This window comes from Agromyces rhizosphaerae, assembly GCF_027925245.1.
Taxonomy (GTDB): Bacteria; Actinomycetota; Actinomycetes; order Actinomycetales; family Microbacteriaceae; genus Agromyces; species Agromyces rhizosphaerae.
The window spans coordinates 2,441,677-2,467,436 of the sequence record NZ_BSDP01000001.1 but is presented as its reverse complement, the minus strand read 5'-3'; the positions used below and the strand labels follow the sequence as shown (position 1 = coordinate 2,467,436).

At 72.4% G+C, this 25,760-nt stretch carries 22 protein-coding genes; 7 read left to right on the top strand and 15 right to left on the bottom strand.

Features of this window, described 5'->3' with window-relative positions; genetic code table 11:
- Positions 1-31: 31 nt before the first annotated feature.
- From purU to QMG39_RS11595, 3 genes are all read left to right on the top strand, one after another.
- Positions 32-934, top strand: a complete 903-nt coding sequence (purU, locus tag QMG39_RS11605; protein WP_373878324.1) for a formyltetrahydrofolate deformylase — start codon at positions 32-34, stop codon at positions 932-934.
- 17 nt (positions 935-951) lie between these two features.
- Positions 952-1,311 (top strand): YrdB family protein, encoded by a 360-nt coding sequence (locus QMG39_RS11600; RefSeq protein ID WP_281885137.1) that lies wholly within the window; start codon positions 952-954, stop codon positions 1,309-1,311.
- 88 nt (positions 1,312-1,399) lie between these two features.
- Positions 1,400-2,449: an isopenicillin N synthase family dioxygenase gene (locus tag QMG39_RS11595; protein ID WP_281885135.1), complete on the top strand. Its 1,050-nt coding sequence runs from the start codon at positions 1,400-1,402 to the stop codon at positions 2,447-2,449.
- A 3-nt stretch (positions 2,450-2,452) separates the two neighbouring features.
- On the opposite strand, the gene QMG39_RS11590 is transcribed toward QMG39_RS11595, so the two are convergent.
- Positions 2,453-3,544, bottom strand: a complete 1,092-nt coding sequence (locus QMG39_RS11590) for an ABC transporter permease (protein WP_281885133.1) — start codon at positions 3,542-3,544, stop codon at positions 2,453-2,455.
- Between the two features lie 156 nt (positions 3,545-3,700).
- On the opposite strand from QMG39_RS11590, the gene QMG39_RS11585 reads away from it, so the two are divergent.
- Complete coding sequence (locus tag QMG39_RS11585) at positions 3,701-4,294, top strand: TetR/AcrR family transcriptional regulator (protein ID WP_281885131.1); 594 nt, start codon at positions 3,701-3,703, stop codon at positions 4,292-4,294.
- A 42-nt stretch (positions 4,295-4,336) separates the two neighbouring features.
- On the opposite strand, the gene QMG39_RS11580 is transcribed toward QMG39_RS11585, so the two are convergent.
- On the bottom strand, positions 4,337-5,932 hold the full coding sequence (locus tag QMG39_RS11580) for an ABC transporter permease (protein ID WP_281885129.1): 1,596 nt from the start codon (positions 5,930-5,932) through the stop codon (positions 4,337-4,339).
- A 1-nt stretch (position 5,933) separates the two neighbouring features.
- Positions 5,934-6,842: an ABC transporter ATP-binding protein gene (locus QMG39_RS11575; RefSeq protein WP_281885127.1), complete on the bottom strand. Its 909-nt coding sequence runs from the start codon at positions 6,840-6,842 to the stop codon at positions 5,934-5,936.
- Positions 6,843-6,938: 96 nt separating this feature from the next.
- Here QMG39_RS11575 and QMG39_RS11570 point away from each other — a divergent pair, with 96 nt between their 5' ends.
- Entirely contained in the window at positions 6,939-7,553 is a 615-nt protein-coding gene (locus tag QMG39_RS11570; protein ID WP_281885125.1) for a TetR/AcrR family transcriptional regulator, read from the top strand.
- 7 nt (positions 7,554-7,560) lie between these two features.
- Here QMG39_RS11570 and nagB read toward each other — a convergent pair whose 3' ends face one another.
- The 10 genes from nagB to QMG39_RS11520 all read right to left on the bottom strand — a co-directional run bounded on the left by nagB (position 7,561) and on the right by QMG39_RS11520 (position 22,031).
- On the bottom strand, positions 7,561-8,346 hold the full coding sequence (gene nagB, locus QMG39_RS11565) for a glucosamine-6-phosphate deaminase (protein WP_281885123.1): 786 nt from the start codon (positions 8,344-8,346) through the stop codon (positions 7,561-7,563).
- Positions 8,339-9,259: an ROK family protein gene (locus QMG39_RS11560; RefSeq protein ID WP_281885121.1), complete on the bottom strand. Its 921-nt coding sequence runs from the start codon at positions 9,257-9,259 to the stop codon at positions 8,339-8,341. Before QMG39_RS11560 ends, nagB begins: the two co-directional genes overlap by 8 nt.
- On the bottom strand, positions 9,256-10,725 hold the full coding sequence (locus QMG39_RS11555) for a glycoside hydrolase family 3 protein (protein WP_281885119.1): 1,470 nt from the start codon (positions 10,723-10,725) through the stop codon (positions 9,256-9,258). Before QMG39_RS11555 ends, QMG39_RS11560 begins: the two co-directional genes overlap by 4 nt.
- Positions 10,722-11,666, bottom strand: a complete 945-nt coding sequence (locus tag QMG39_RS11550; RefSeq protein ID WP_373878323.1) for a carbohydrate ABC transporter permease — start codon at positions 11,664-11,666, stop codon at positions 10,722-10,724. The genes QMG39_RS11555 and QMG39_RS11550 overlap by 4 nt, the downstream gene beginning before the upstream one ends.
- Complete coding sequence (locus tag QMG39_RS11545) at positions 11,663-12,640, bottom strand: carbohydrate ABC transporter permease (RefSeq protein ID WP_281885117.1); 978 nt, start codon at positions 12,638-12,640, stop codon at positions 11,663-11,665. Before QMG39_RS11545 ends, QMG39_RS11550 begins: the two co-directional genes overlap by 4 nt.
- 198 nt (positions 12,641-12,838) lie before the next feature.
- Positions 12,839-14,080, bottom strand: a complete 1,242-nt coding sequence (locus tag QMG39_RS11540) for an extracellular solute-binding protein (protein ID WP_281885115.1) — start codon at positions 14,078-14,080, stop codon at positions 12,839-12,841.
- 69 nt (positions 14,081-14,149) lie between these two features.
- Positions 14,150-15,412: an ROK family transcriptional regulator gene (locus tag QMG39_RS11535; protein ID WP_281885112.1), complete on the bottom strand. Its 1,263-nt coding sequence runs from the start codon at positions 15,410-15,412 to the stop codon at positions 14,150-14,152.
- 169 nt (positions 15,413-15,581) lie between these two features.
- Positions 15,582-18,518, bottom strand: a complete 2,937-nt coding sequence (locus tag QMG39_RS11530) for a S8 family peptidase (protein WP_281885110.1) — start codon at positions 18,516-18,518, stop codon at positions 15,582-15,584.
- A 311-nt stretch (positions 18,519-18,829) separates the two neighbouring features.
- A complete protein-coding gene (locus QMG39_RS11525) occupies positions 18,830-20,713 on the bottom strand; it encodes a heavy metal translocating P-type ATPase (protein ID WP_281885108.1) in 1,884 nt (627 codons plus the stop codon).
- Between the two features lie 103 nt (positions 20,714-20,816).
- Positions 20,817-22,031, bottom strand: coding sequence for an NADP-dependent isocitrate dehydrogenase (locus QMG39_RS11520; protein ID WP_281885106.1), 1,215 nt, complete (start codon positions 22,029-22,031; stop codon positions 20,817-20,819).
- Positions 22,032-22,217: 186 nt separating this feature from the next.
- On the opposite strand from QMG39_RS11520, the gene QMG39_RS11515 reads away from it, so the two are divergent.
- Both QMG39_RS11515 and QMG39_RS11510 read left to right on the top strand, forming a co-directional pair.
- Positions 22,218-22,670 (top strand): GNAT family N-acetyltransferase, encoded by a 453-nt coding sequence (locus QMG39_RS11515; RefSeq protein WP_281885104.1) that lies wholly within the window; start codon positions 22,218-22,220, stop codon positions 22,668-22,670.
- Position 22,671: 1 nt separating this feature from the next.
- Positions 22,672-23,004, top strand: coding sequence for an MGMT family protein (locus QMG39_RS11510; RefSeq protein ID WP_281885102.1), 333 nt, complete (start codon positions 22,672-22,674; stop codon positions 23,002-23,004).
- A 31-nt stretch (positions 23,005-23,035) separates the two neighbouring features.
- On the opposite strand, the gene QMG39_RS11505 is transcribed toward QMG39_RS11510, so the two are convergent.
- A complete protein-coding gene (locus QMG39_RS11505; protein ID WP_281885100.1) occupies positions 23,036-24,955 on the bottom strand; it encodes a sensor histidine kinase in 1,920 nt (639 codons plus the stop codon).
- Complete coding sequence (locus QMG39_RS11500) at positions 24,955-25,629, bottom strand: response regulator (protein ID WP_281885098.1); 675 nt, start codon at positions 25,627-25,629, stop codon at positions 24,955-24,957. Before QMG39_RS11500 ends, QMG39_RS11505 begins: the two co-directional genes overlap by 1 nt.
- Between the last annotated feature and the right edge of the window lie 131 nt (positions 25,630-25,760).

Here is a 25,760-nt window from a genome sequence, read left to right as displayed (position 1 = left end):
ACGAGTGTACCCGATGTCATATCCTTGCCGGGTGAACAGCAGTCCCGCGGCATCCGAGCAGGCCCCCGAGCACGAGGCGTCCGAGCACCTGCACCACTGGGTCCTCTCCTTCGTCTGCACCGACGGCCCGGGCATCGTGCACGCGGTCAGCGGCGCGATCGTCGCCGCCCGCGGCAACATCACCGAGAGCCAGCAGTTCGCGAGCCTCGACACCGGCCGCTTCTTCATGCGCCTGCAGGTCGAGTCGCCCGCGGGCCGCGCGGAGTTCGGCGAGGCGCTCGCGCCGGTCGTCGAGCGCTTCGACATGGAGTGGCGCCTCGACGAGGTCGGCCGCCCCTCGCGCACGCTCGTGCTCGCGTCGACCGCGGGCCACTGCGTGAACGACCTGCTCTTCCGCCAGCGCGCGGGCCAGCTGCCCGTCGAGATCCCGCTCGTGCTGTCGAACCACGGCACGCTCCGCGACCTGGTCGACTTCTACGGCGTGCCGTTCGAGTCGCTGCCGGTGACGGATGCCGCGTCGAAGGCCGCGTTCGAGCGGCGCGTGCTCGAGGCGGTCGACGAGCACGACATCGAGCTGGTCGTGCTCGCGCGCTACATGCAGATCCTCTCCCCCGAGCTCTGCGCCGCGCTCGAGGGTCGCTGCATCAACATCCACCACTCGTTCCTGCCGGGCTTCAAGGGCGCGAACCCGTACCGCCAGGCGCACGCCCGCGGCGTGAAGCTCATCGGCGCGACCGCGCACTTCGTCACGAGCGACCTCGACGAGGGCCCGATCATCGAGCAGAACGTCGTGCGCGTCGACCACAGCCGCACGCCGTCCGAGCTCGTCGCGATCGGCCAGGACGAGGAGAGCCGCACGCTCACGCAGGCCGTGAAGTGGTTCGCGGAGCACCGCGTGCTGCTCGACGGGGCGCGCACGATCATCTTCCGCTGAGCACGTAGAATCGTGCGGTGACCGAGACCCCGAATTCCCCCGCCATCGGCCCGAACGACATCCTCCGCTTCTTCCTCGAGCTGTTCGCGTTCGTGTCGCTCGCCATCTGGGGGTTCCTCGCCTGGCCGCTGCCGTGGCCGGGCGTGCTGATCGGCATCGGCGCACCCGCACTCGCGATCCTCGCCTGGGCGCTGTTCGTGTCGCCCAAGGCGGTCTTCCGAGTCGACGTGTTCGGCCGCGCCCTCGTCGAGCTCGCGGTCATGCTGTCGGCCGCGCTCGCATGGTGGGGGCTCGGCCAGCCGATCGTCGCGGTCGTGTTCACGATCGTCGCGACCGTGAGCGGCATCCTGCACGGGCGCAGCCAGCTCCCCGAGTGACCCCGCCGGGCACGGTCGGGCACGGCAGGGGGCGAGCGGATGCCGCGGGGTAACCCGCGCGAAACGGCTTCGGCGTAGCATCCGGCACATGCCCTTCTCCGTTCCCGTGGTCGACATCACGCCCTACGTCGCCGGTGGCGACGACGCGGCCCGTGCCGAGGTGGCCCGCGCCGTCGACCGTGCCTGCAACGAGGTCGGGTTCATCCAGGTGCTCGGCCACGGCATCCCCGAGCCGGTCACCGACGGGCTCGCGGGCGCGATGGACGAGTTCTTCGGCCTCGAGATGGACGCGAAGCGGGAGTACCGCACGCCCGCCGGCATCAACCGCGGCTACGCACCGCCCAAGACCGAGTCGCTGAGCCTCAGCCTCGGCGTCGAGAGCGCGAACCGCATGAACGACTTCTTCGAGGCGTTCAACGTGGGGCTCGCGGCGAGCGACTTCCCGGGCGTCGAGGTCGACCCCGTGCACTACGCCGAGAACACCTGGCCCGACGCGGATGCCCCGGGGTTCCGCGCCCCGGTCGAGGCGTACTTCGCGGAGGCCGGCCGGGTCGCGCGCACGATGACCCGAATCTTCGCCGACGCGCTGGGCGTCGACGCGTCGGTGTTCACGAGCCGCACGGACCACTCGCTCGACGTGCTGCGCATGAACAACTACGCCCTGCCCGCCGGCACCGACGTGCGGCTCGACGGCGACCTCACGGGCATGGGCGAGCACACCGACTACGGCATCGTGACCGTGCTCTGGGCCGACCGCGTGCGCGGCCTGCAGGTGCTCGGCACCGACGGCGGATGGCACGACGTCTCCCCCGACCCCGGGGCGCTGCTCATCAACCTGGGCGACCTCACGGCGCGCTGGACCAACGAGCGCTGGATGTCGACGCTGCACCGCGTGAAGCCGCCGATCGTCGGCGGCACGATCGAGCGCCGGCGCAGCGCCGCGTACTTCCACGACGGCAACGCCGACGCGCTGATCGAGGCGATCCCGACGACCGTGCCGGCGGGTGAGGAGCCGCTGTACCCGCCGATCACCGTCGGCGAGCACATCGCGGCGAAGCTGGCGGGGTCGCGCGAGGGGCGCCGCAACGCACCCGGGCGGGAGACCGCCCGGGTGCTCGCGGCGCGCGACGAGGACTGACGCCTAGGGCTGCACGGGCTCCGGCTCGGGCTCCGACTCGTCCACGCGGTCGTCCTCGTGCGCGGCCTCGGCGTCGGACTCCGCGCCCCCGGCCGTGCGGAAGTGGCCGACGAGCGAGAGCGCGAGCCCCACGACGGCCCAGCCGGTGAGCACGAGCAGCGGGAAGGCCGCGTCGGCGTTCGGGAAGTAGTTCACGTCGCGCAGCAGCGTCGCACCGGCGCCCGGCGGGAACCACTGGCCGACCTCGCCCCACGGGGCGGGCAGGAACTCCTTCGGCACTGCCGCCGACGAGATCGGGTTCGCCACGAGCAGGATCGTCAGCGCGCCGAGGCCGAGGCCAGCCCGGCCGAGCAGCGCGGACATGCCCGTGATGAACGCGGAGATCGCGAGCAGCGTGAGCGCGATCGCGCCGGCGTTCAGCCAGTAGTCGCCTGGCAGCGAGCCGAACCAGCCGCCCAGGATGCCTGCGAGCACGAGCCCGCCGCCGGCGGAGTAGACGGTGACGGCGAGGATGCGGCGCATGGCGCCGATCACCGCGAACGAGATCGCGATGCCGCCGAGCATGCCGCCGAGCACGAGCGGGAACATGGCGCTCGCGAGGCCCGTGCCGCGCGGGTCGGTGTCGGCGAGCGGCACCACGTCGGTGACCGTCACCTCGATCGTCGGCACGGTGTCGAGGCCCTGCGCCTGCGCCGCCGCGGCGGCCTGGGCGTTCGCGGCCTGCTGGAGCTGGCCGGCGGCACCGCTGAGCAGCTGGGCGACCGCCGCGCTCGCGGCGGACGAGGTGAGCACCTCGGGCTGCTGGCCGAGGATGATCGCACCGTAGACCTCGCGCGCCTCGATGGCCTCGACGGCCTCGTCGCGGTCGGCGACCTCGGTGAACGCGATGGCGTCGGGCTGCGCCTCGCCGAGCCCGGCCTCGATCTGGGCGACGGCCTCCTCGGGGCCGGCGATGGCGACCGGCAGGTCGCGCGGCTCGGCGGTGACCGACGGCCACGAGAACGCGAGCACGATCACCCCCACGACCGCGACGAGCGCCACGGCGAGGGCGAGCACGCGCGCGAGCGGCGTGTGTGGGGTTCGGGTGTCGGACATGACTCCTCCTGTGCTGGTGCGCACGGCTCCGCCGCGCGGTGGCTGTGCAAATGCTGTAAAACGAATGTTCGTTCTTTATCATCGTGCGCCACTCGCCTACGCTTGTCAAGAACGGACGTTCGGTTTGGCGTCCGTTCCATCCACGCAGGGGGAACGATGCCCAAGGTCACCGAGGCGTACCGCGAGGCCAGGCGCGACGAGATCGCCACCGCGGCGCTCCGCTGCTTCGCCCGCAAGGGGTACGGCGGCACCTCGATGGCCGACATCATCGCCGAGTCCGGGCTCTCCGCCGGCGCGATCTACGGGCACTACGCGGGCAAGCGGGAGCTCTTCGTCGCCGTCACCGAGCGCGTGCTCTCGGCCCGCCGCGACGACCTCGCACGCGCCGAGGCGGGCGGGCACGTCCTCTCCCCCGGCGAGACGATCGCCACCCTTCTGCGCGGCATGATCTCCGAGCCGTTCGCGCCGCAGGTGATGATCCAGATGTGGTCGGAAGCGGCGATCGACGACGAGCTGCGCTCCGTCGTCGAGGGCATCCTCGCGCTCGTGCGCACGACCGTGCGCGAGCACATCGCCGCGTGGGTGGCCGCCGAGCCCGGGCGGGGCGGCGACGACCCCGAGGGCTACATCGACGCGCTCACGCCCATCGCGATGGGCCTCGCGCCGGGCTTCATGATCCAGCGCGCGCTGAGCGACCGGTTCGACGAGGAGGCGTACCTCGACATGCTGCCCGAGGCGCTGCCGCACTGAATCCGGCGGCCCCGCGGCATCCGCTCGCCCGCCCCGCCCCGGCTACTGACGGGCGAGGTCGCGACGCCGGAACCCGGCGAAGCCCACCGCCAGGAAGAACAGCGTCACGAGGCTGATCCACACGAGGCCCCACCAGTCCGCGTCGTCGACGGTGACGTTCGGCACGTGCCAGAACGGGCTGATCGCGAGCACCCAGTCCCACAGGTTGAAGGTGGGCCCGAGGATCGTGAGCGCGAACGAGGCGAGCACGCCCGCCCAGGCGGCCAGGGAGACGTGCGGCCTGGCACCGACCACCGCCACCGACAGCGCGACGATCGTCCAGACCGCCGGCACCGTCGCGGCGGCCTGGAGCAGCACGTCGCCGAAGCTCACGCCGATGTCGGCCGCGCCCGCGATCGCGCCCATGAGCGTTCCGGCGACCAGCATGTACAGCGCCGGCGCGCCCAGGGCGATGAGCACGTTGGAGACGTAGTACCTCGGACGCGTGATCGCCGTCGCCATGATCGGCTCGACGCGATCGTCCAGCTCCTCCGAGCGCACCTTGAGCATCGTCTGCACTCCGGGGATCGAGGCGATGATGCCGACGAGGCTGAGGATGGTGACCAGGAACGCGCTGACGAGTTCGGCGTCGGTGACCGCACCGGCGGCGAGCATCTGCTGCAGCCCCACGTCGGATCCGAGGATGTCGGTCACGGCGGTGGCGAGGTAGCCGAACACCAGACCGAGCGCGACGAACGCGATCGTCCAGCTCAGCATCGGGCCGCGGTTCAGGCGCAGCGCCAGCCGCCACGTCGTGCGATCCCGCCCGCGCGCGGGACCCGGCCGGGGCGCGATCGCGCCGGCGCCGAACTCGCGGCGGGCCTGCAGCACGAAGGCGATCGCGAGCAGCACGATCGTCAGGCCCACGGCGAGCAGCAGCGGCCGCCAGTCGTCGTCGACCGAGGGCTTGGTCTCGGTCATCCAGCCGAGCGGGTTGATCCAGATCACCCAGTCCGGGGCGTCGAGCGCGTAGGTCACGCCCCGGGCGATGAACAGCACGCCGAGGGTCGCGACCGCGAGGGAGTTCGCGGTGCGCGCGTCGGAGCCCAGCTGCGCGGTGACCGCGGCGACGCCCGTGAACATCCAGGCGGTCGCGGTCATCGTCGCCGCGAGCAGCATCGTCGCGTTCCACCCGCCGCCGAAGGCGACGGTGACGAGCCCGGTCACGAGGCCGAGCACGATCGCGAAGACGAGGCACATCCACACCGCGGCCATGAGGCGGGCCGCGCGTCCCATCACGCCGGAGGCGAGCAGCTCCGCCTGACCCGAGTCCTCCTGGGCCCGGGTCGCGCGGGTGACGGCGAAGATCACGCCGAGCGCGGCGATGAGCCCGCCGAGCGCGAGCGAGCGCCACGCGGCGAACCCGTCGGCGGTGGAGAGGTCGAATGCCGGACCGAAGATGATCGCCATCGCGGGGTTCGCCGCGACCGCCGCGGCGAACGCGGCGCGGTCCTCGTCGGTCGGGAAGATGAGCGGGTACAGCATCGAGGACGACGCGAGCAGGGTCGTGAGCAGTGCCCACGGTGCGAGCAGCCGTCCGTCGTGCCGGATCTCCGCGCGCAGCAGCGGAGGCGTTCCGGTGATCGCGGTCCCGGCCATCTCAGGACGCCTGCTCGTCGACGTCGCGCTCGTAGAGCCGCAGGAACAACGACTCGAGCGACGGCGGCTCGACGGTGAGGGCGGTCATGCCGAACGGCGTGAGCTGCGCCATCGCGTCGCCGACCCGGGAGGCATCCACCGTCGCCGTCAGGCGCGGGCCGTCGACGTGGACGTCCGACAGTCCCGCGAGCGCCGACTCCGGCACCGGGCGGGCGAATGCGGCGTGGATGGTGGTGCGGGAGCCGAGCTGCAGGTCGGCGAGGGTGCCGGTCTGCACGATCTCGCCCTCGCGGATGATCGACAGGCGGTCGGCGAGCGTCTCGACCTCGCTCATGATGTGGCTCGAGAGCAGCACCGACGCACCGCGTGCCTTCGCCTCGCCGACGACCTCCTGGAAGACGTTCTCCATCAGCGGGTCCAGGCCGCTCGTCGGCTCATCCAAGATCAGCAGCTCCACGTCGGACGCGAGCGCCGCGACGATCGCGACCTTCTGCCGGTTGCCCTTCGAGTACTGCCGGCCGCGCTTGGTGGGGTCGAGCTCGAACCGCTCGATTAGCTCCGCCCGGCGGGTGTCGTCGAGGCCCCCGCGCAGCGACCCGAGCAGGTCGATCGCCTCGCCGCCGGTCATGCCCGGCCAGAGCGACACGTCGCCGGGCACGTAGGCGATGCGCCGGTGGAGCTCGACGAGGTCGTGCCACGGGTCCTTGCCGAGCACGCTCGCCGTGCCGCCGTCACCGCGCAGCAGCCCGAGCAGCACACGGATCGTGGTGGACTTGCCGGCGCCGTTGGGACCGAGGAAGCCGTGCACCTGCCCGCGCTCGACCGTGAGGTCCACGCCCTTCAGCGCCTGGAAGCGCCCATAGGACTTCGTCAGCTGCTCGACCTGGATCACCGCGTCGGTCTCGCCCATGGACGTCTCTCCTCATCGGATGGTGACGGAACATCGCCAGCATAGGGGAACTCCACGCTTGGGGAAATACCGAGCCCCGCGCGCTATCCTGTGCGGATGGCCGAGTCGGAAGCGGTCGCACCGCGGCGCCGCGTCGGGCGTCGCAGCGGCGACAGCGAGACGCGTGAGGAGATCCTCACCGCGGCGCGCGCGCTCTTCGCGGAGCTGGGCTACGACGGGGCGTCCGTGCGCGCCATCGCCGCCCGCGCCGCGGTCGACCCGGCCCTCATCCGGCACTACTTCGGCGACAAGCAGGCGCTGTTCGCGACCGCGATGGCAGAGCGATCAGCGATCGGTCCACGTCTCGGTGAGGCGTTCGCGGGGCCGCCCGACCAGCTCGCGTCGAGGCTCGCGGACGCGTACCTGCGTCTCTGGGAGGACGCCGACACCCGCCCGATCCTCATGGCGCTCGCGCGCTCCGCGATGACATCGCGGGAAGCGAGTCGGCTCATGCGCGACACGTTGACGACGCGCATCCGCGACGTCGGCCCGATGCCGGTGATCGGCGAGCCCGCAGCGCGCGGGCTCGTCGCCGCGGGCGCCCAGCTGTTCGGCATCGCCGTCGCCCGGCACGTGCTCGAGATGCCCGGGCTCGCCGAGCTCACGCACGACGAGCTCGTCGAACTGGTGACTCCGACCGTTCAGCACCACCTGGACGGTCCGGGGCACTGAACCCCGCTCAGATGCCCTGCCAGACCGGCTTGTTCGCCCAGGCGTGCCGGTAGTACGACAGGTTCGCGAGCTCGGAGGCCGCGGCCTCATCGACGATCACGGTCGTGTGCGGATGCAGCTGGATGGCCGATCCCGGCTGGCTCGACGTGACCGGCCCCTCGACCGCCGCGGCGATCGCGTCGGCCTTGGCCTCCCCGAACGCCAGCAGCAGCAGGTGCCGGGCGCGCAGGATCGTGCCGAGGCCCTGCGTGATGCAGTGCATGGGCACGTCGTCGGGCGAGTCGAAGAAGCGCGCGTTGTCGGCGCGCGTCGGCTCGGTGAGGGTCTTCACGCGCGTGAGCGACGCGAACGACGAGCCCGGCTCGTTGAACCCGATGTGCCCGGTGCGGCCGATGCCGAGGATCTGCACGTCGACACCGCCCGCGGCCTCGATCGCGGCCTCGTAGTCGTCGCCCGCGGTCTCGATGCCCTCGGCCGACCCGTTCGGCACGTGGATGAGCCCGGGCGTGAGGCCGAGCGGCTCCACGACCTCGCGCGTGATGACCGCGCGATAGCTCTCCGGATGCCCCTCGGGGAGCCCGACGTACTCGTCGAGCGCGAAGCCGCGCACCCGTGACACGTCGACGCCGTCCGCGGCGATGCGCTCCGCGAGCGCGCGGTAGCTCGCCAGCGGCGTCGAGCCGGTCGCGAGCCCGAGCACGGCGTCGGGCCTCCGGGCGATGGTGCCGAGGACGGTGCCGGCGACGAGCGCGCCCGCCTCCTCCTCGCTGCCGACGATGACGATCTCAGCCATGTGCTGCCTCTCCGACGAGTGCGGCGCCGACGGCGGCCGCGGGGAATCCGAGCGGGATGACCTGGACCCGCTCCTGCAGGTCGAGCGATGCGAGGAAGGGCGACGATGCCGCCCAGGTCGCGAGGATGCCGCGCACCCCCGTGAGCAGGCGGTCGCCCAGCGCGCTGAGCCCCCCGCCGATCACGACCGTGTCCATGTCGGAGGTGAGCACGAGGATGCGCACGGCCGACGCGACGCCGCCGAGGAACGTGTCGCGCGCGGCGATCGCGCGCGCGTCGCCGCGGTCGGCGGCGTCGAACAGGTCCTGCGCGGGGTGGGGCGAGTCGGTCGGCCAGAGGCGCGCGAGGGCCGACCCCGACGCGACCGTCTCGAGGCATCCGCGCTGCCCGCAGGCGCACGGCTCCCCCGCCGGGTCGACCGGGATGTGGCCGATCTCGCCGGCCACGCCGTGGCCGCCGCGCAGCAGCCGCCCGTCGAGCACCAGCCCGGCCGCGAGGCCGGTGCCGAGGTTCAGGTACGCCATCGAGTGCGCACGCAGTCCGTCGGCGACGCCCAGCAGGTGGTGCGCGCCGAGGGCCGCGGCCTTCACGTCGTTCTCCACGCGCACGTCGACCCGGAACTCGTCGGCGAGGCGCGGACCGAGGTCGAGGCCCTCGAGCCCCAGGTTCACGGCGTGCGCGACCCGGCCGCTGCCGTTGTCGACCGCGCCCGGGATGCCGATGCCGATGGAGTCGAACCCCTCTACGCCCGCGCCGGTCAGCTCGCCCATGCGGCGCACGGTGCGCACCGCGGTCTCCACGACCGCCGCGGCGCCGAAGCCCGTGGGCATGCGCACCTGGTCGCTGAGCTCGCCGTCCGCGCCGATCGCGACGGCTGCGGTCTTCGTGCCGCCGATGTCGATGCCGAGCCTCATGCGGTCGCCACTCCGTGACGGGAGAGCTCGGCGAGCAGGCCCTGCAGGGCCTCGCCCACCAGTCGCGACGCACCGAAGGTCGCGACGTCGGCGTAGGCGCGGTCGGCGCCCGGCCAGCCCATGTCGACGACGACCACGTCGGCCCGCGCGGCGCGCAGCGCGTCGACGGCTCGTCGGGCGAAGTCGTGGCGGTGCACGTCGCGGCCGAGCACGAGGACCGGGCCGGCGAGGGCGGATGCCTCGGGCAGCGCGTCCCCCGGGCGCACGACGACCGCATCGGGCGCGTCGATGCCCCACGGGGCCACGCCCACGGCGATGTTCGCGTCGGACTCGAGGCGGACCAGGGTCGCGGGCGCGCCCTGCGCGAGGCGCTCGCGCGCGGCATCCGTCACCTCGAAGGAGGCGGCGATGCGGCCCAGCTCGGCCTCGTGGTCGATGGAGGCCGCCGGGGCGGACGCCGGTGGCTCGGCGTCTGCGAGGGCGCGCACGCGGCGCGCCGCATCCGCCACCCGCTCCTGCGACAGACGGCCCTCGCGCACCGCGTCCTGCACCCCAGCGACGATCTCGTCGAGCAGCGCCTCGGTCGTGTCGGTGCCGATGCAGAGCAGGTCGCAGCCCGCGGCGAGGGCGCGCACGGCCGCCTCGGGGATGCCGTGCACGCCGCTCGCCCCGTGCATGTCGAGCGCGTCGCTGACGACGACGCCCTCGAACCCCAGCTCCGCGCGGAGCAGGCGAAGCACGCGCGAGGACAGGGTGGCGGGATGGGCCGCATCGAGCTGCGGCAGCAGGATGTGGCTGGTCATGATCGTGCGCGTACCCGCCGCGACCGCGGCGCGGAACGGCACGAGCTCGCGCTCGGAGAGCTCCTCGAGCGAGCGGTCGACGACCGGCAGCGCGACGTGCGAGTCGGCGTCGGTGTCGCCGTGGCCCGGGAAGTGCTTGGCGCTCGCGGCGACACCGGTCGACTGCAGCCCGCGCGTCCACGCCGCCGCGTGGCGGGCGACGAGCCCGGGGTCGGTGCCGAAGCTGCGCGTGCCGATGACCGGGTTGTCGGGGTTGGAGTTCACGTCGACGTCGGGCGCGAAGGCCAGGGTGCATCCGCTCGCCCGAAGGGCCTCGCCGACCCGTCGGCCGATCTCCTCGGTGTACGCGACGTCGTCGATGCGGCCGAGCACGGCGTTGCCGGGGTACGGCGCGCCCACGTCGTAGAAGAGGCGGGTGACGTCGCCGCCCTCCTCGTCGATCGCGATGACGGCGTGCGGGTTCGCGGCCGTGATCTCGGCGTTCAGGCCCGCGAGCTGCCCGGCCGAGGCGATGTTCGGGCCGAACACGCACACCCCGCCGAGGCCGTCCGCGAGCCGGCCGCGCACCCAGCCGGGCAGGCTGGTCCCGGCGAATCCGGGCAGGAGCGTCGTGAGGGCGTCGCGCGCGAGGTCGGCGGCGGCACCCGGGGCGGCAGCGGTCATCCCTTGACCGCCCCGGAGACCATGCCGCTCGTCATGCGGTTCTGCACGATGAGGAAGAAGATCACGACGGGGATCGCGATGAGCGTCGAGCCGGCCATGAGCTGCGCCCAGTCGGTGCCGCCGTTCGGGTCGAGGAACGTGCGCAGCCACACCGGCAGCGTCATCGCCTCGGGCCGCGGGTTGATGACCAGCGCGAAGACGAACTCGTTCCAGGCCTGGATGAACCCGAACACGCCCGTGGCGACGAGGCCCGGCGCGAGCAGCGGGAAGGTGATGCGCCAGAACGCCTGGGTGCGGCTCAGGCCGTCGATCATGGCGGCCTCCTCCAAGTCGGCCGGCACGCCGTCGACGAAGCCGCGCAGGGTCCAGATCGTGAACGGCAGCACCGTGGCGACGTACACGAGCGTGAGGCCCGCGATCGAGTTCAGCAGGTGCCACGAGTCCATGACGCGGAACATCGAGATGATCATGGCCTCGGCCGGGATCATCTGGATGATCAGGATCGTGATGATGAACGACACCCGGCTGCGGAACCGGAAGCGGGTGACCGCCACGGCCGCGAGGAACGCGAACACCAGCGTGATGAGCACGGTGAGCAGCGTGATCTGCAGCGAGTTCGCGAGCGCCGGGAGGAACGGCGCGCGCTCGTAGTTGAAGATGATGTCGATGTAGTTCTGGAGGCTGCCGTTCTCGGGCCAGAAGTGCACCTCGCTGCCGCGCACCTGCGAGTTCGGCTGCAGCGAGGTGTTCACCATCCAGTAGACCGGGAACACGCTCATGACGAAGATCACGAGGGCGGATGCGGCGAGCAGCACCTTCGCCACGACCGAGCGTGCGCTCCGGCGTCGGGCGGGGGCGGCGGACGGCGTCGCGGGGAGTGCCGTCGTGCCGTGGGCGTGGGCGCCTGCCGTGACGGCGGCGCGCGTGTCGGCGGCGGTCATCGGTCCTCCTTGAGGCTCTGGCGGACGTAGTAGAGGGAGATGGCGACCAGGAACAGCACCACGATCACCGAGATCGCGCCGCCGACGCCGAAGTCGCCCGTGCCGAGCGACACGCGGTAGATGTACACGCCGAGCGTGTTGGTCTGCTCGGCGAGGCCGCCGAGCGCCTGCAGCGCGTAGATCTGCGTGAACACGCGCAGGTCCCAGATGATCTGCAGGATCGTCACGACGATGAGGATCGAGCGCAGGTAGGGCACGATCACGAGGAAGAACCGCTTGAACGGGCCGGCGCCGTCGAGCTGCGCGGCCTCGAGCACCTCCTCGGGCACCTGGGTGAGGCCGGCGAACACCGTGAAGGCGACGAACGGGATGGCGCCCCAGACGATGACGATGCCCGCCACGAAGAAGAAGCTGAGCGGTTCGAGCAGCCAGGAGTGGCCGCGGAAGTCGAGGCCGAACCACTCGGAGAGCGCGTAGTTGAGCACGCCGTACTGGGAGTCGAAGATCCAGCCCCAGACGATGGTCGCCGACAGGGGCGGCATCGCCCAGGCGAGCAGCAGGCCGATCGAGACGAGCAGTCGCCAGCCCGCGGCGAGCTTGCGCATGAGCAGCGCCACCAGCACGCCCAGCACCAGGGTGATCACCACGCACGCGGCGGCGAAGAGCACCGAGCGGCCGAGCACCTGCCAGAACTCCGGGTCGCCCAGCACGCCGAGGTAGTTGCCGAGGCCGACGAACTCGGGCGGGGCGCCGAACACCTGGGCGCGGCCGAACTCCTGGAAGGACATGATGACCAGCTGCAGCAGCGGCCAGCCGATCACGGCGACGAGGATGACGAGCGAGGGGACGAGCAGCGCGTAGGGCGTCAGCCGTGCGCCGCGTCCGCCCGTGCGCTTCGCGCGCGGCGAGCCGTCGGGCCGTGCGGGCCCGGTGTCGCCCGCGGCGGGTGCCTCGGGTCGAGTGACGGTGCTCATGGGGGTGACTCCTGGTTCGAGCGGGGTGCGTGCTGCCATGATGCGCGCGGCGGCACGAAAAGAACAGGGATGCCCGGCACGACGTGTGGTGCCGGTCGTGCCGGGCATCGGCGGGCCGTCGGGCCCGGGTGCTGGCCGCGTGGCGGCCGGTTCCGGGTCGGCGGCGTGTGTGGGCGCCGCCGACCCGGGGTGCGGGGACTAGCCGTTGAGGATGTCCTCGATCTTCTCGTCGACCTCGGCCGCGAGCTCGGCGACGTCGCCGCCCTGGGCGATCTTCACGAAGAAGTCCTCCAGGACGCGCGAGGCCTCGACCTCGGCCCAGTTCGGCGATGCCGGGGTGAGCTTCGCGCTGCCCGCGGCGGCGGTGAAGGCCTGGGCCTCCGGGCTGTCGCCGAGGGTGCTCGCGAGCGACTGCTTGGCCGGGATGAGGCCGTTCTCGCCGTAGATCGTCTGGAACTCGTCGCTCAGGATGATCGCGAGGGCGCTCTTGGCGAGCTCCGGGTACTCGGACTTGGCCGAGACGCCGATGTTCGAGCCACCCGCGAAGGCCTGCGCGGCGCCGCCGTCGGCACCCGGGAGGGCGTAGACGAACGGAGCGGCCGGCGCGTTCTCGGTCTCGCAGCCGCTGGCCAGGCCCAGGGCCCAGTTCGGCGACGAGAACTGGATCGCGTCACCCTCGCAGTACGGGGTCCACGGCTCGGCGTTGTCGCCGTCCTTGGGCGCGACCGAGGCGTTGAGCATGAGGTCCTGGACCATCTCCAGGCCCTCGATCGACTCGGGCGAGCTCAGCTGCGCGTCCCAGCCGTCACCCTCGGGAACGGCGACCTCGCCGCCGGCCTCCCAGATGAAGGGCAGGGCGTTGTACCAGTCCTGGCCGGCGAAGTAGATGCCCGACTTGCCGTCGTTGTCGGCGGCGAGCTCCTTGGCCTGCGCGACGTAGTCCGCGAGGGTGGCCGGGGCCTCCGACACGTACGCCGGGTCGGCGAACACGACGCGTGCACCCGCGTAGAGCGGAGCCGCGTAGAAGGCGCCGTCGTACGAACCCGCCTCGACGAAGCCGGGGAGCAGGTCGTCGCCGCCGAGTGCCTCGTACTCGTCGGAGATGTCGAGCAGCGCGCCGACCGACGTGAACGCGGGGGCCTGCGTGTTGCCGAACTCCACCAGGTCGGGGCTGTCGGACGAGGAGAGGCTGGTGGTCAGCTTGTCGACCAGGCCGTCCCACGACTGCTCCTCGATGGTGAGGGTCGAGCCGGGGTTCTCCGCCTCGAACGTCTCGACGAGGTAGTCGCGAGCGTCCTGGGGCGTGTCCGCGCCGACGAGCCAGACCCGGAGGTCACCGGTCTCGGGCTCCGCCTCGGAAGCAGCGTCGCCTCCCGAGGCGCAACCGGCGAGGGCGAGCGCAGCAGCGGCGCCGAGCGCCACGATGCCGAGTTTCCGCATTGCTGTGTTTCCTTTCGTGGGGGTGTGGTCACCGGCCGGGGCGCCGGAGTCCATGGTGCAGGAGTCTCCTTACGAGACCCCGAGTTGGCCGGAGAGGACCATGACGGCCGCGCCGCGCAGGACGATGTCCTGCCCGTGCGTGGTCATCCGGAGCCGGAGATCGCGGTTCACGTCCGCCATCGTCCGGTTCCGGAGCGTCTCGACGGCCGCCTCTCGCAAGGGGCCGTCAAGCAGTTCGGCCGGACCGCTCAGCACGACCTCTGCGAGGTTGAGCGCTCCGACCACGGGGGCGAGCACGATGCCGAGTCGGCGGCCCGCCTCCCGAAGTACGGTGTCGCGCGCCGCGGCGCGCGCGTCGTCGTCGTCCGCCGCCGCGGTCGCGGCCGCCAGCTCGGCGGCGAGGCGCGGCTCGGCCAGCCAGGCCTCGAGGCATCCGTGCTTGCCGCACGCGCAGGCGGGGCCGCCGTCGGTGCCGACGACGACGTGGCCGATCTCGCCCGCGGCGTAGTCGCCGCCGATGAGCGGGCGTCCGCCGACGATGAGCCCGGCACCGACACCGCGACCGACCTTGACGAGGATCACGTCGTCGTCGCCGTCGCGGGTCGCGTGCTCGGCGAGCACCGCGGCGTTGGCGTCGTTGGCGACGTGCACGGGCACGCCGGCGGCCGCGCGGATGCGGGCGCGGAGGTCGAGGCCGGTCCAGCCGAGGTTCGGGGCGCGGCGCACGACGCCGGCGTCGTCGACGACGCCGGGCGAGCCGACGCCGACGCCGAGGACGGGGGCGGATGCCGCGGCCGCGAGCCGATCGACGAGGGCGATCACCAGGGCGATCGCCTCCTCGCCGGTCGCGCCGGCGAGCTCCACCTCGGCGCGCTCGATCACGGCGCCCTCGAGGTCGAGGACCGCGCCGCGGAAGACCTGGGCGTCGGAGAGGTCGACGCCGAGGATCTGGAAGGCGTCGCGGGCGATGTCGATGAGGGTCGCGGGCTTGCCCGGCCGAGCCGACTCGCGCTGGCCGAGCTCGACGACCAGGCCCTCCTCGATGAGGTCGGCCACGAGGTCGGAGACCGTGACGCGGGTCAGGCCCGTCTCGCGCGCCACGTCGGCGCGGCTGCGTGCCCCCGCCGTGTACAGCGTCTGGAGCACGAGCGCCCGGTTGTGGCGGCGCGCGTGCTCGGGGAGCCGCTTGCCGCTGGGGCGGAGCGCGCGGGAGAAGCCGGTCGCCACCGAGGCGGTGTCGAGCCGCAGCTGCGGGGCCTGCGTCGGCCGCTCGGCGGCAGCGTCGGCGGGCACCTCGATGAGGGTGCTGCGCTGCTGATCCGCCGTGGTCATGTTTGTTAGTAAACCTTACGAACAAACATCCCACAAGGGTTCTCCACGAATTTCCCCGGCCGTTACCGACTCGTGATGCGGCGGCGGACGATCGCCCGGAGACGCCGAACGGGCGGCGGATCCGCAGATCCACCGCCCGTTCGCGTCGCCCGGAGGGCCGGATGCGCGCCTAGGGCGCGACCTCGACGACGGTCGTCACGCCCGTGTCGCCGTACTCGACGAGGCCGAGGTACGAGCGGCGCGGGTTGAGCGCCTTCCACGACAGCTCGAACGTGCTCTCCTCCCCGATGGCGAGCGCGAGCTCGTCCGGGTCGAGAGCCACGTGGCCGTCACCGTCGGGCATCACCGAGTACGACGTGAGCGCGAACGACACGTCGGATCCCGAGTACACGTCGGCGATCACCAGGTAATAGCCGGATGCCGGGTCGGCGAGGTCGACTCGCTCGTCCGTGGCACCCGTCGCCGAGTACCAGAGCGCTGTCAGCGGACCGGTCTCGCTCGCCATCTTGTAGACGTAGAGGTCGAGGTCCTCCGGCGAGCCGGTGTTCACCAGGTCCCAGCGCTGCAGCGAGACGCCCTCGGGCAGCTCCACGATCCACTGGAACGCCTCACCGGCGCTGCCGGTCGCCGAGGTGCCGCGCTTGGCCTGGTGCTGGGCGAGCAGCTCACCCTCGGCGAGGCCGTGGAACTCGAGCGGGATGCTCCCGTCGAGCCCGCCGACCACCGTGACGTCGAACGCACCGCGCTTGACGTCGGCGACGAGCGAACCGGGGGCGGCCACCGCGACCGGCTTCACCGCGACCGGGCTGCGCACCTCGGTCGCACCCGAGGTCCAGGTCACCGAACCGGTGACCCAGCGCTCGAGTGCCGCGTCGGTGCGGAGGAAGGTCACGGCGAAGGTGGCCTCCTCCCCGGCCGCGAGGGTGAGCGACGACGGCTCGATCGACACGTCCACGCCAGCCAGGCCCTCGACGGACGCCGCGTAGGTGCCCGCCTCCATCGCGCGGACCGTGCGGGTGACGGTCTGCGTTCCCGCGAGCGAGCCCACCGAGATCGACGCCTGGTTGAGGTCGGACGGGTCGACCGACGTGTCCCAGCCGCCGACGTCGTAGCCGGAGCCCTCGACGTAGTCGAACCAGTCGAGCAGGTCGCTCTCGTAGACGAGGCCCGGCTCGAGGAACGACGTCGGGTCGACGTGACCCGCACCCTGCGCGAACACGTCGGAGACCGGGTCGCCCGCGGCGTCGACGAGGTCGTACGCCGTGGTCATCATCGCCGACTTGACCTCCATCGGGCTCGCCTCGGGGTGCACGCCCAGGTACAGCGCGGCGAGGCCCGCGATGTGCGGGGCGGCCATCGACGTTCCCGACAGGAACGCGTAGGTACCGTCGGCACCCTCGGCGTTCGCGCTCGCCGCGAGGATCGCGACGCCGGGGGCGGCGATGTCGGGCTTCAGCACGTCGCTGTCCTCCGCGAGGGCCGGGCCGCGGGAGCTGAAGCCGGCGATCTGCGGCGCAGGCGGGGTGGCCGGCAGCGCACCCTCGACGTGCCCGGTCTCGAAGGAGACGGTCGCGCCCGAGGTGGCCGCGTACTCGAAGACGGGCTCGCGCACGGTGTCGGCGATGTGGATCGTCGGCACCGAGTGCAGGTCGAGGTCGATCGAGTTCGGCGAGGGGTTCGCCATGATCATGCCGACGCCGCCAGCGTTCGACACCTCGAGCGACTTGTCGACACGAGCGTGCGCACCGCGGTCGCAGTACACGACCTTGCCGGCGGCACCGGCCGGGTCGAGCGTGCCGATGCCGCAGAGCAGCGCGTCGGCGGCGCTCACGCCCGCGGCCGGGATCTGGTCGGCCCGCACGAGCGGCACGTCCGCGAGCCCGGCGGCGGGAACCGTGACCGACCCACCGGCGTAGAGCGAGCCGTCGCCCAGCGTGAGGGTGGCCTCGTAGCTGGGGATGGTGGTCGCGGCCACCGTGGTGATCCACGGCGAGGCGTGGTCGAGCGTCGAGGCACCCGGGCCCGAGTTGCCGGCCGAGGCGGAGACGAACACGCCCGCAGCCGCGGCGCCCAGGAACGCGACGTCGGTCGCCGAGATCGAGGTCGTCGCGGCACCGCCGCCGATCGAGAAGTTGATCACGTCGACCCCATCGGCGACCGCGTCGTCGATCGCCGAGAGCAGGTCGGAGGTGGCGCAGCCGTCGTCGTTCTGCGACGCCGGGTCGGGGCCCGACCAGCAGACCTTGTAGGCGGCGATCTTCGCCGCCGGCGCGACGCCCACGACACCGTCGAAGGTGCTCGAGCCGACCGAGACCGCGCCCACGTACTCGCCCGCGGCCGTGCTGGCCGTGTGCGAGCCGTGTCCGTCGCCGTCGCGCGGCGAGAGGTACTCGCCGATGCTCGCGTCGCCGATGCGGTCGGCGCCGAAGCCGTCCACGTAGTGGCGCGCGCCGATCACCTTGGTCGAGCAGTCGCTCGCCGCGAACTGCTCGCCCTCGACGCAGACACCCGTGAAGGTGCCGCCGTCTGCCTTCTCGAACACGATCGCGTCGCCGTCGAGGTACGGCTCGTCACCCGGCGTCGTGCCGAGCGCGGCGCCAGCGAAGGAGGCGTTCTCGGGGGCGATGCCGGTGTCGAGCACGCCGACGACGACGCCCTCGCCAGCGGCGTCGCGCCCGCCGATCGCGTCCCAGACGCCGCCGGCGCCGGCCGCGCCCGCACCGAGCCCGAGGAACTCCGTCGACGGCGTCGCCGTGAGCTTGCGCAGCTCGTCCGCCTCGATGCCGACGACGCCCGGCGTCGCCGCCAGCTCGGCCGCCTGCTCCGCCGTGAGCTCGGCGGCGAACCCGTTGAGCGCGGTGGTGTAGTGGGTGTCGACCTCGGCGCCGACCGAGTCGGCCGCATCGTCCTGCGAGGACTCGAGGTGCTTCGCGTACGCCTTCGCAGCGGGCGAGTCGGCGTCGAACGCCGTGCCCTTGCCCGGCTTGGTCGCCTTCAGCCCGGGCTCGCCGCCCTCGTAGGCGGCGACGGCCGGGGCCTTCAGCGTGACGATGTACCGCCCGTCCGCGAAGTCCGTCAGGTCGACGAAGCCCGTGGCCCCGGTCACGCTCGCGGTCGCCGTCCCGGTCGGCGCCGCCAGCGCAGCTCCACCGACCCCGAGCGCCCCGGATACGACGACGGCACCGCTCAGCGCTGCTGCCGCGATGCCGCGAATCCTGGCGGTACGAGCCCGCCGCTGTGTTGCATGCAAATCGAATCCCCTGTCTTCGGATGACGTGCGCGCGCCCCCCGATCGGGGTGCACAGTGTCATCGAACCTATCCCAAGGAATTCGCAGAAAGTAGTGACTTTGCACGCAGAAATGCTGCGTATCATGCACGATCTTTGCCACTACGAGGATTCCTCGAAGAATCCTCGATCAGTGCTGAGGCTCCCTCAGAGACTGGGGCCGATCAGCCGCGGCATCGGCCCGTGCGTCGCGCCGTCCGCCGATCGCGCGGAGCGCGGCGAGGATCGTGATCAGGTCGACGACCTCCTGGAGCAGCGCGCCGACGGTCGCGGGGATCACGCCGAACGTCGCGACCAGCATCAGGGCGATCGACACGACGATGCCGATCCAGATGCTCTGCAGCGCGATGCGCACGGTGTCCTGCCCGATCTCGACGGCCTTGGCCGTGCGCGACAGGTCGTCGACCAGGATGACCGCGCTCGCGGACTCGCTCGCCGCCGTCGCGCCGCGCGCGCCCATCGCGATGCCGACGTCGGCCGCCGCGAGCACGGGCGCGTCGTTCACGCCGTCGCCGACCATCACCACCGGCCGCTCGGCGATGCCGGCGACCTCCTGCACCTTGTCGGCGGGCAGGCACTCGGCGCGCACGCGCTCGATCCCCACCTCGGCCGCGATGTGGTCGGCCGTCGCCTGCGCGTCGCCCGTGAGCATCCTCGTGTGGCGCACGCCGAGCTCGTCGAGTCGGGCCAGGGTGTCCCGGGCCTCGTCGCGCACCCGGTCGCGGGCGAGCAGGGCACCGGCGTAGGCGCCGTCGACCGCGACGTAGACGGCGAGCTCCCCCGGCTCGATGGCCGTTCGCCGCGCCCCGGCCGCGTGCCCGCGCACGAACGCGAACTTCCCGACGACGACCTCGCGGCCGCCGATGCGCGCGACGACGCCGTTGGTCGCCTCCTCGCGCGCGGCGGCCGCCTCGTGCAGCGCGATGCCCCGCGAGCGCGCCGCGGCGATCATCGACTCGGCGAGCACGTGCGACGAGTACTGCTCGGCGGATGCCACGAGGCCGAGCAGCTCGTCCGCCTCGAAGCCGGGCTCCGGGCGCACCCCGACCAGCTCGGGGGTGCCGTGCGTGAGCGTCCCGGTCTTGTCGAACACGGCTGTGCGCGCCCGCGCGAGCTGCTCCAGCACGCCTCCGCCCTTGACGATCACGCCGTTGCGCGCGGCACGGCTCATCCCGCCCATGAACGCGACGGGGGCCGCGATGAGCAGCGGACACGGCGTCGCGAGCACGAGCACCTCGGCGAAGCGCACCGGATCGCCCGAGACCCACCAGGCGACGCCGGCGAGCAGGAGCGAGAGCACCGTGAACGGCACGGCGTACCGGTCGGCGAGCCGCACGACCGGGGCCCGGCTGGCGGCCGCCTCGGCGACGAGCGCCACGATCTGCTGGTACTGGCTCTCGGCCGCGCGCGCCGTCGCCGCGATCTCGATCGCGGCCGGGCCGTTCACCGAGCCGCTCAGCAGCCCGTCGCCCGTGCGCTTGTCGACCGGCACGCTCTCGCCGGTGATCGACGACTCGTCCACCGACGCCTCCGACGATCGCAGCTCGCCGTCGACGGGCACGATCTCGCTCGGCCGCACGAGCAGCACGTCCCCGGGCCGCACCTCCTCGACCGGCACGTCGGCGAAACCGTCGCCCTCGACGCGATGGGCGTGCTGCGGCGCACGGGTCAGCAGCGCGTCGAGCTCGCGCTTCGCCCGGCGCCCGGCGTAGTCCTCCAGGGCCTCACCGCCCGTGAGCATGAGCACAACGATGAGCGCCGCCACGTACTCCCCGACCAGCACGGTCGCGACGATCGCGGTGACCGCGAGCACGTCGAGGCCCCAGTGCCCGCGCAGGAGGTCGCGAAGCATGCCGACCGCCTGCCATGCCGCGACGCCCAGCGCGTAGACGCTGAAGATCCAGGCGACCAGCCACCCCTGCCCCGCGAGCGCGAGCACGATGCCCGCGAGCCCGATCGCGAGCGTGAGCGCGACGACCGGGTAGCGCCGGACGAGACGGATGCCGCGGGCCATGCCTCCATCCTCGCGCACGAGGCGGGCGCCCGGCCGCACGCCACGACGACGAAGGGGGCCGGATGCCACGCGGCATCCGGCCCCCTTCGCATGGGAGGTGCGCCTACGCCAGGCGCGCCTCGAGGTTCGCCGCGAGGGTCGAGAGGAACTCCTCGGTGGTCTGGTACGGCTGGTCGCCGCCGACGAGGAGCGCGAGGTCCTTCGTCATGGCGCCGGACTCGACCGTCTTGATGACGACGTCCTCGAGCGTGTGCGAGAAGTCGATCAGCTCCTGGTTGCCGTCGAGCGTGCCGCGGTGCGCGAGGCCGCGCGTCCAGGCGTAGATCGAGGCGATCGGGTTGGTCGAGGTGGGCTTGCCCTGCTGGTGCTGGCGGTAGTGGCGGGTCACGGTGCCGTGCGCCGCCTCTGCCTCGACGACCTTGCCGTCCGGCGTGGCGAGCACGCTGGTCATGAGGCCGAGCGAGCCGAAGCCCTGCGCGACGGTGTCGGACTGCACGTCGCCGTCGTAGTTCTTGCAGGCCCAGACGTAGCCGCCCTCCCACTTGAGGCTCGCCGCGACCATGTCGTCGATGAGGCGGTGCTCGTAGGTGAGGCCGGCCGCCTCGAACTTCTCCTTGAACTCGGCGTCGAAGACCTCCTGGAAGAGGTCCTTGAAGCGGCCGTCGTAGGCCTTCAGGATCGTGTTCTTGGTCGAGAGGTAGACCGGGTAGTCGCGGGCGAGGCCGTAGTTCAGCGAGGCGCGCGCGAAGTCCTTGATCGACTCGTCGAGGTTGTACATGCCCATGGCGACGCCGGAGCCCGGCGACTGGAAGACCTCGAAGGACTGCGGCTCGGAGCCGTCCTTCGGGGTGAACGTCATGGTGAGGGTGCCCTCGCCCTCGAACTTGAAGTCGGTGGCGCGGTACTGGTCGCCGAACGCGTGGCGGCCGACGATGATCGGCTTGTTCCAGCCCGGCACGAGCCGCGGGATGTTCGAGATGATGATCGGCTCGCGGAAGATGACGCCGCCGAGGATGTTGCGGATCGTGCCGTTCGGCGAGCGCCACATCTTCTTCAGGCCGAACTCCTCGACGCGCGCCTCGTCGGGCGTGATCGTCGCGCACTTGACGCCGACGCCGTGCTTCTTGATGGCGTTGGCGGCGTCGACCGTGATCTGGTCGTCGGTCTCGTCGCGCTTCTGGATCGAGAGGTCGTAGTACTCGAGGTCGATGTCGAGGTACGGGTGGATCAGCTGGTCCTTGATGGCCTGCCAGATGATCCGGGTCATCTCGTCGCCGTCGAGTTCGACGACGGTGCCTGCAACCTTGATCTTGCTCAAGTCGGTGCGCTCCTTGGGATCGGGAGTGGGAAGTCGGATGGGCGGGATCTCGCCGCCGACCAGCTTACCGGGTCCGGAGATTCTCTCGACATCGAGACACCTCCGCGGGCACCCGCGGGCGGCCGCCGGAGCCTTCGGAGGTCATCTCCGGGCCGAGCGGGGGACGGAGCGGCTACCCTTGCCTCTATGGGTGATCTGCGTCTGGAAGAGTTGTCGGCCTCGAACGTGGTGGCCGCGAACGGCCTGTCGCTGAAGCCCGGTCAGGAGCAGTTCGTCGCTCCCGTCACCTACTCGGCCGAGACCACGGTCGTGAACCCCGCGACCACGTGGCAGCGCGTGGTGCTGCAGGGCGACCGCGTCGTCGGGTTCATCCACGGCAACTTCGACCCCGACGAGGCGCGCGAGGAGTTCCGCGCGTGCCTGTGGCGCATCAACGTCGATGCGGACGTGCAGGGCAAGGGCGTCGGCCGGTTCCTCGCCGAGGCGCTCGCCGCGGAGGCGAAGGCCCGCGGCTTCGACCACGTCACCGTGATGTGGGAGCCGGGCGAGCAGGGGCCGGGCGAGTTCTTCCACCGGATCGGCTTCCGCGACGTCGGCGAGTCGGAGTACGGCGACGTGATCGGCACCCTCCAGCTCTGAGATGGCGGATGCCTCGGGATCGCCCTCGACCCCCGGCGGCTTCGGCGAGCGCGTGCTCGAGCTCGTCGCCGAGATCCCGCCGGGCCGCGTGCTGACCTACGGCGACGTCGCCGCGCTGCTCGGCTCCCGCGGGGCCCGGGCGGTCGGCACCGTGATGGCGCGCTCGGGGCACCTCGTCCCCTGGTGGCGCGTGCTGCGCGCGGGCGGGCACCCGCCGACCGGCCACGCGGAGCGGGCGCTCGCGCACTACCGCGACGAGGGCACCCCGCTGCGGCCGGCGGCGACGGACGCCGCCTACCGGGTCGACCTCGCGCGCGCGAGGTGGCGGCCGTAGCGGCTGCGCAGCGCGCCGGGGCGCGGAGGCGCTACTCGGCCGCGGCGGGTTCCGCCTCGGGCATCGGAACGGCCGCGACCACATCCCCGGCCGGGTCCACGGCGCCGAGCGGCAGGTCGACGCAGATCCTCGTGCCGCCGCCGGCCGGGCTGTCGAGCGCGAAGGTGCCCCCGACCGCCTCGACGCGGTCGGCCATGCCGAGGATCCCGGTGCCGCGCGGGTCGACGCCGCCCACGCCGTCGTCGCGCACGACGAGCCGCACGGCCTCCCCCTCCGACTGCGCGACGGCGGCCTCGGCGTCGTCCGCACGATCGGCCTCGGGGTCGCCGTCGTCGACGTCGGCCTCCATGGTCACGACCTCGACGGAGACCCAGCTGCGGGTCGCCTTCGCGTGCTTGGCCATGTTGGCGAGGCTCTCCGAGAGCACGAAGTACACCGTGGACTCGATCACCTCGGGCAGGCGGCCGACCCGCACGTCGATCTCGGTGGGCACCGGGCATCGACCGGCGAGCTCCGGGACCGCCAGCGCGAGGCCGCCCGCGGAGAGCAGGCTCGGGTGGATGCCGTGGGCCAGCTCGCGCAGCTCGCGCAGCGCGACGCCCGACTCGGTGATCGCCTCCTCCGCGCGCGCGGCGAGGTCGCCCTCCCCGGCCGCCGAGGCGCGGTCCGCGAGCACGCGCAGCTGCAGGCCGAGGGCGACGATCCGCTGCTGCGCGCCGTCGTGCAGGTCGCGCTCGATGCGGCGGCGCGTGTCGAGGCTCGCGCGCACGAGTCGCTCGCGGGACTCGCGCACCTGCGCCAGGGTCGCCTCGACCTGCGAACGCAGCCGGCCGTTGTCGACCGACAGGCGCAGCGCGCTGGAGACGCCGTCGAGCAGTCGCGTGTTGTCGGTGAGCGCGAGGTCGTGCCGGATCAGCGCGAGCCGCGCGCCCGAGGGCGAGGTGATCGGCAGCATGCCCGCGCCGCCGCCGTCGCCGACGTCGAGCGGCTCGCCCGCGGCATCCGTGTAGGCGCCGTCGCGGTCGTCCCACCAGTAGACGCGCACCGACGGGTCGCGAAGCGTGCGGGCGAGCGACTCCTCCCAGAGCGTGCGGTCGGCGCTCTCGCGGGTGATGCGCATGAGGTCGGCGACGCGTGCGCGCAGGTTGCGGGCGTGCGCGATGCCGGCGACGAAGCAGACCGGGATGGTCGCGATCGCGATGAGCGAGATGGTCGCGGCGACCTCGTCGAAGGCGGTGTCGACCGCATAGCTGACGACCTGGATCGCGAGCGTGGTCGCCCACGCGAGCAGCGCGACCGGCATGAGGAACACGATCGTGCGGGCGGGTACGCTGCCGCGCATCCAGCGCAGCAGCATCCGCACCGCGACGACCACCACGAGGGCGCCGCCGAACAGCCGGAACCCGGCGTCGATGATCGCGAAGGCGGTCGGCGCGTCGAGGAAGGAATAGGCGTTGGGTGCGCAGTCGCACGGCACCGCGTCGGGCACCGCGAGCAGCAGCACCGCGGCGAAGTTCACCGCCGACACGGCGAACGCCGAGTACGCGATGGCCCGGTCGGTGTTGTCGTCGAACGTGCCGCGCGGGTAGATCAGCACGAGCACGCCCGCGAGCACGCCCCAGAGCAGGTCGACGCCGCGCACCACCGGCCAGAGCCAGCCGAGCGGCGCGATCACGTTGTAGATGGTCTGCGGGATCCACAGCAGCGGGAAGACCGCCATCAGCCGCGCCGCGGACGGCGCGACGTCGAGTCGCCACGCGATCGCGGCGCAGATCGCGAACACGAGCGGCACGATGGCGTGCAGCGTCGCGTAGCTCGGGTCGAAGCGCTCGTCGGGCGGCGTCGCGAGGTACCCGCCGATCGACATCGCCAGGCTCGCGGCGATCACCCCGACGATCACGAGCGACCTGCGGGTGATCCGCGAGCGGACCGCGGCGGGACTCGCCGGCATCACCGGGACCCGAGCAGCATGAGCACGGCGAGCACGCGCCGGTGATGCTCGGGGGACTCCTCGAGGTCGAGCTTCTGCAGGATGCTGCGCACGTGCGTCTCGACCGTCTTGACGCCCAGGAAGAGCTCCTGCGCGATGCCGGCGTTCGACCGACCCTCGGCCATGAGCTCGAGCACCGAGCGCTCGCGCGGCGTGAGCCTGGCGATCGGGTCGTCGGCGCGCGAGCGCGAGACCAGCTTCGAGACGACCTCGGGGTCGACGACCGAGCCGCCGGATGCCACGGTCTGCACCGCCCGCACGAGGGACTGCGGTTCGGACACCCGGTCCTTCAGGAGGTACCCGGTGCCGGCGCCCGCGCCCATCACGCGCACCGCGTACTCGGGGGTCGCGTACATCGACAGCAGCAGCACGCCGATCTTCGAGCCCGCCTCGCGGATGCGCTCGAGCGCGCTCACGCCCTCGTCGGAGTAGTCGGGAGGCATCCGGATGTCGAGGACTGCGGCGTCGAGCTCGTTCGCGTTGATCACGGCGAGCAGCTCGGGGGCCGTGCCGACCGAGGCGACGATCTCCATGCCGGCATCCGCCAGCACCTTCTCGATGCCCTCGCGCAGCAGCAGCGCATCGTCGGCGATCGCCACGCGGAGCGTCGGCGCCTCATCGTGGTGCGGGTCCATCATCACCTCGTGCCGCAATGCCGGGTTGTGCGGTTGTGTCGAGAATACCTCGGAGAGCCTCCCGAACACACGGAACTTCCGCGCCAGATCGCGTAAAGCGCCCCCCTTCGGGGGGTGCGCACGACCCCCCG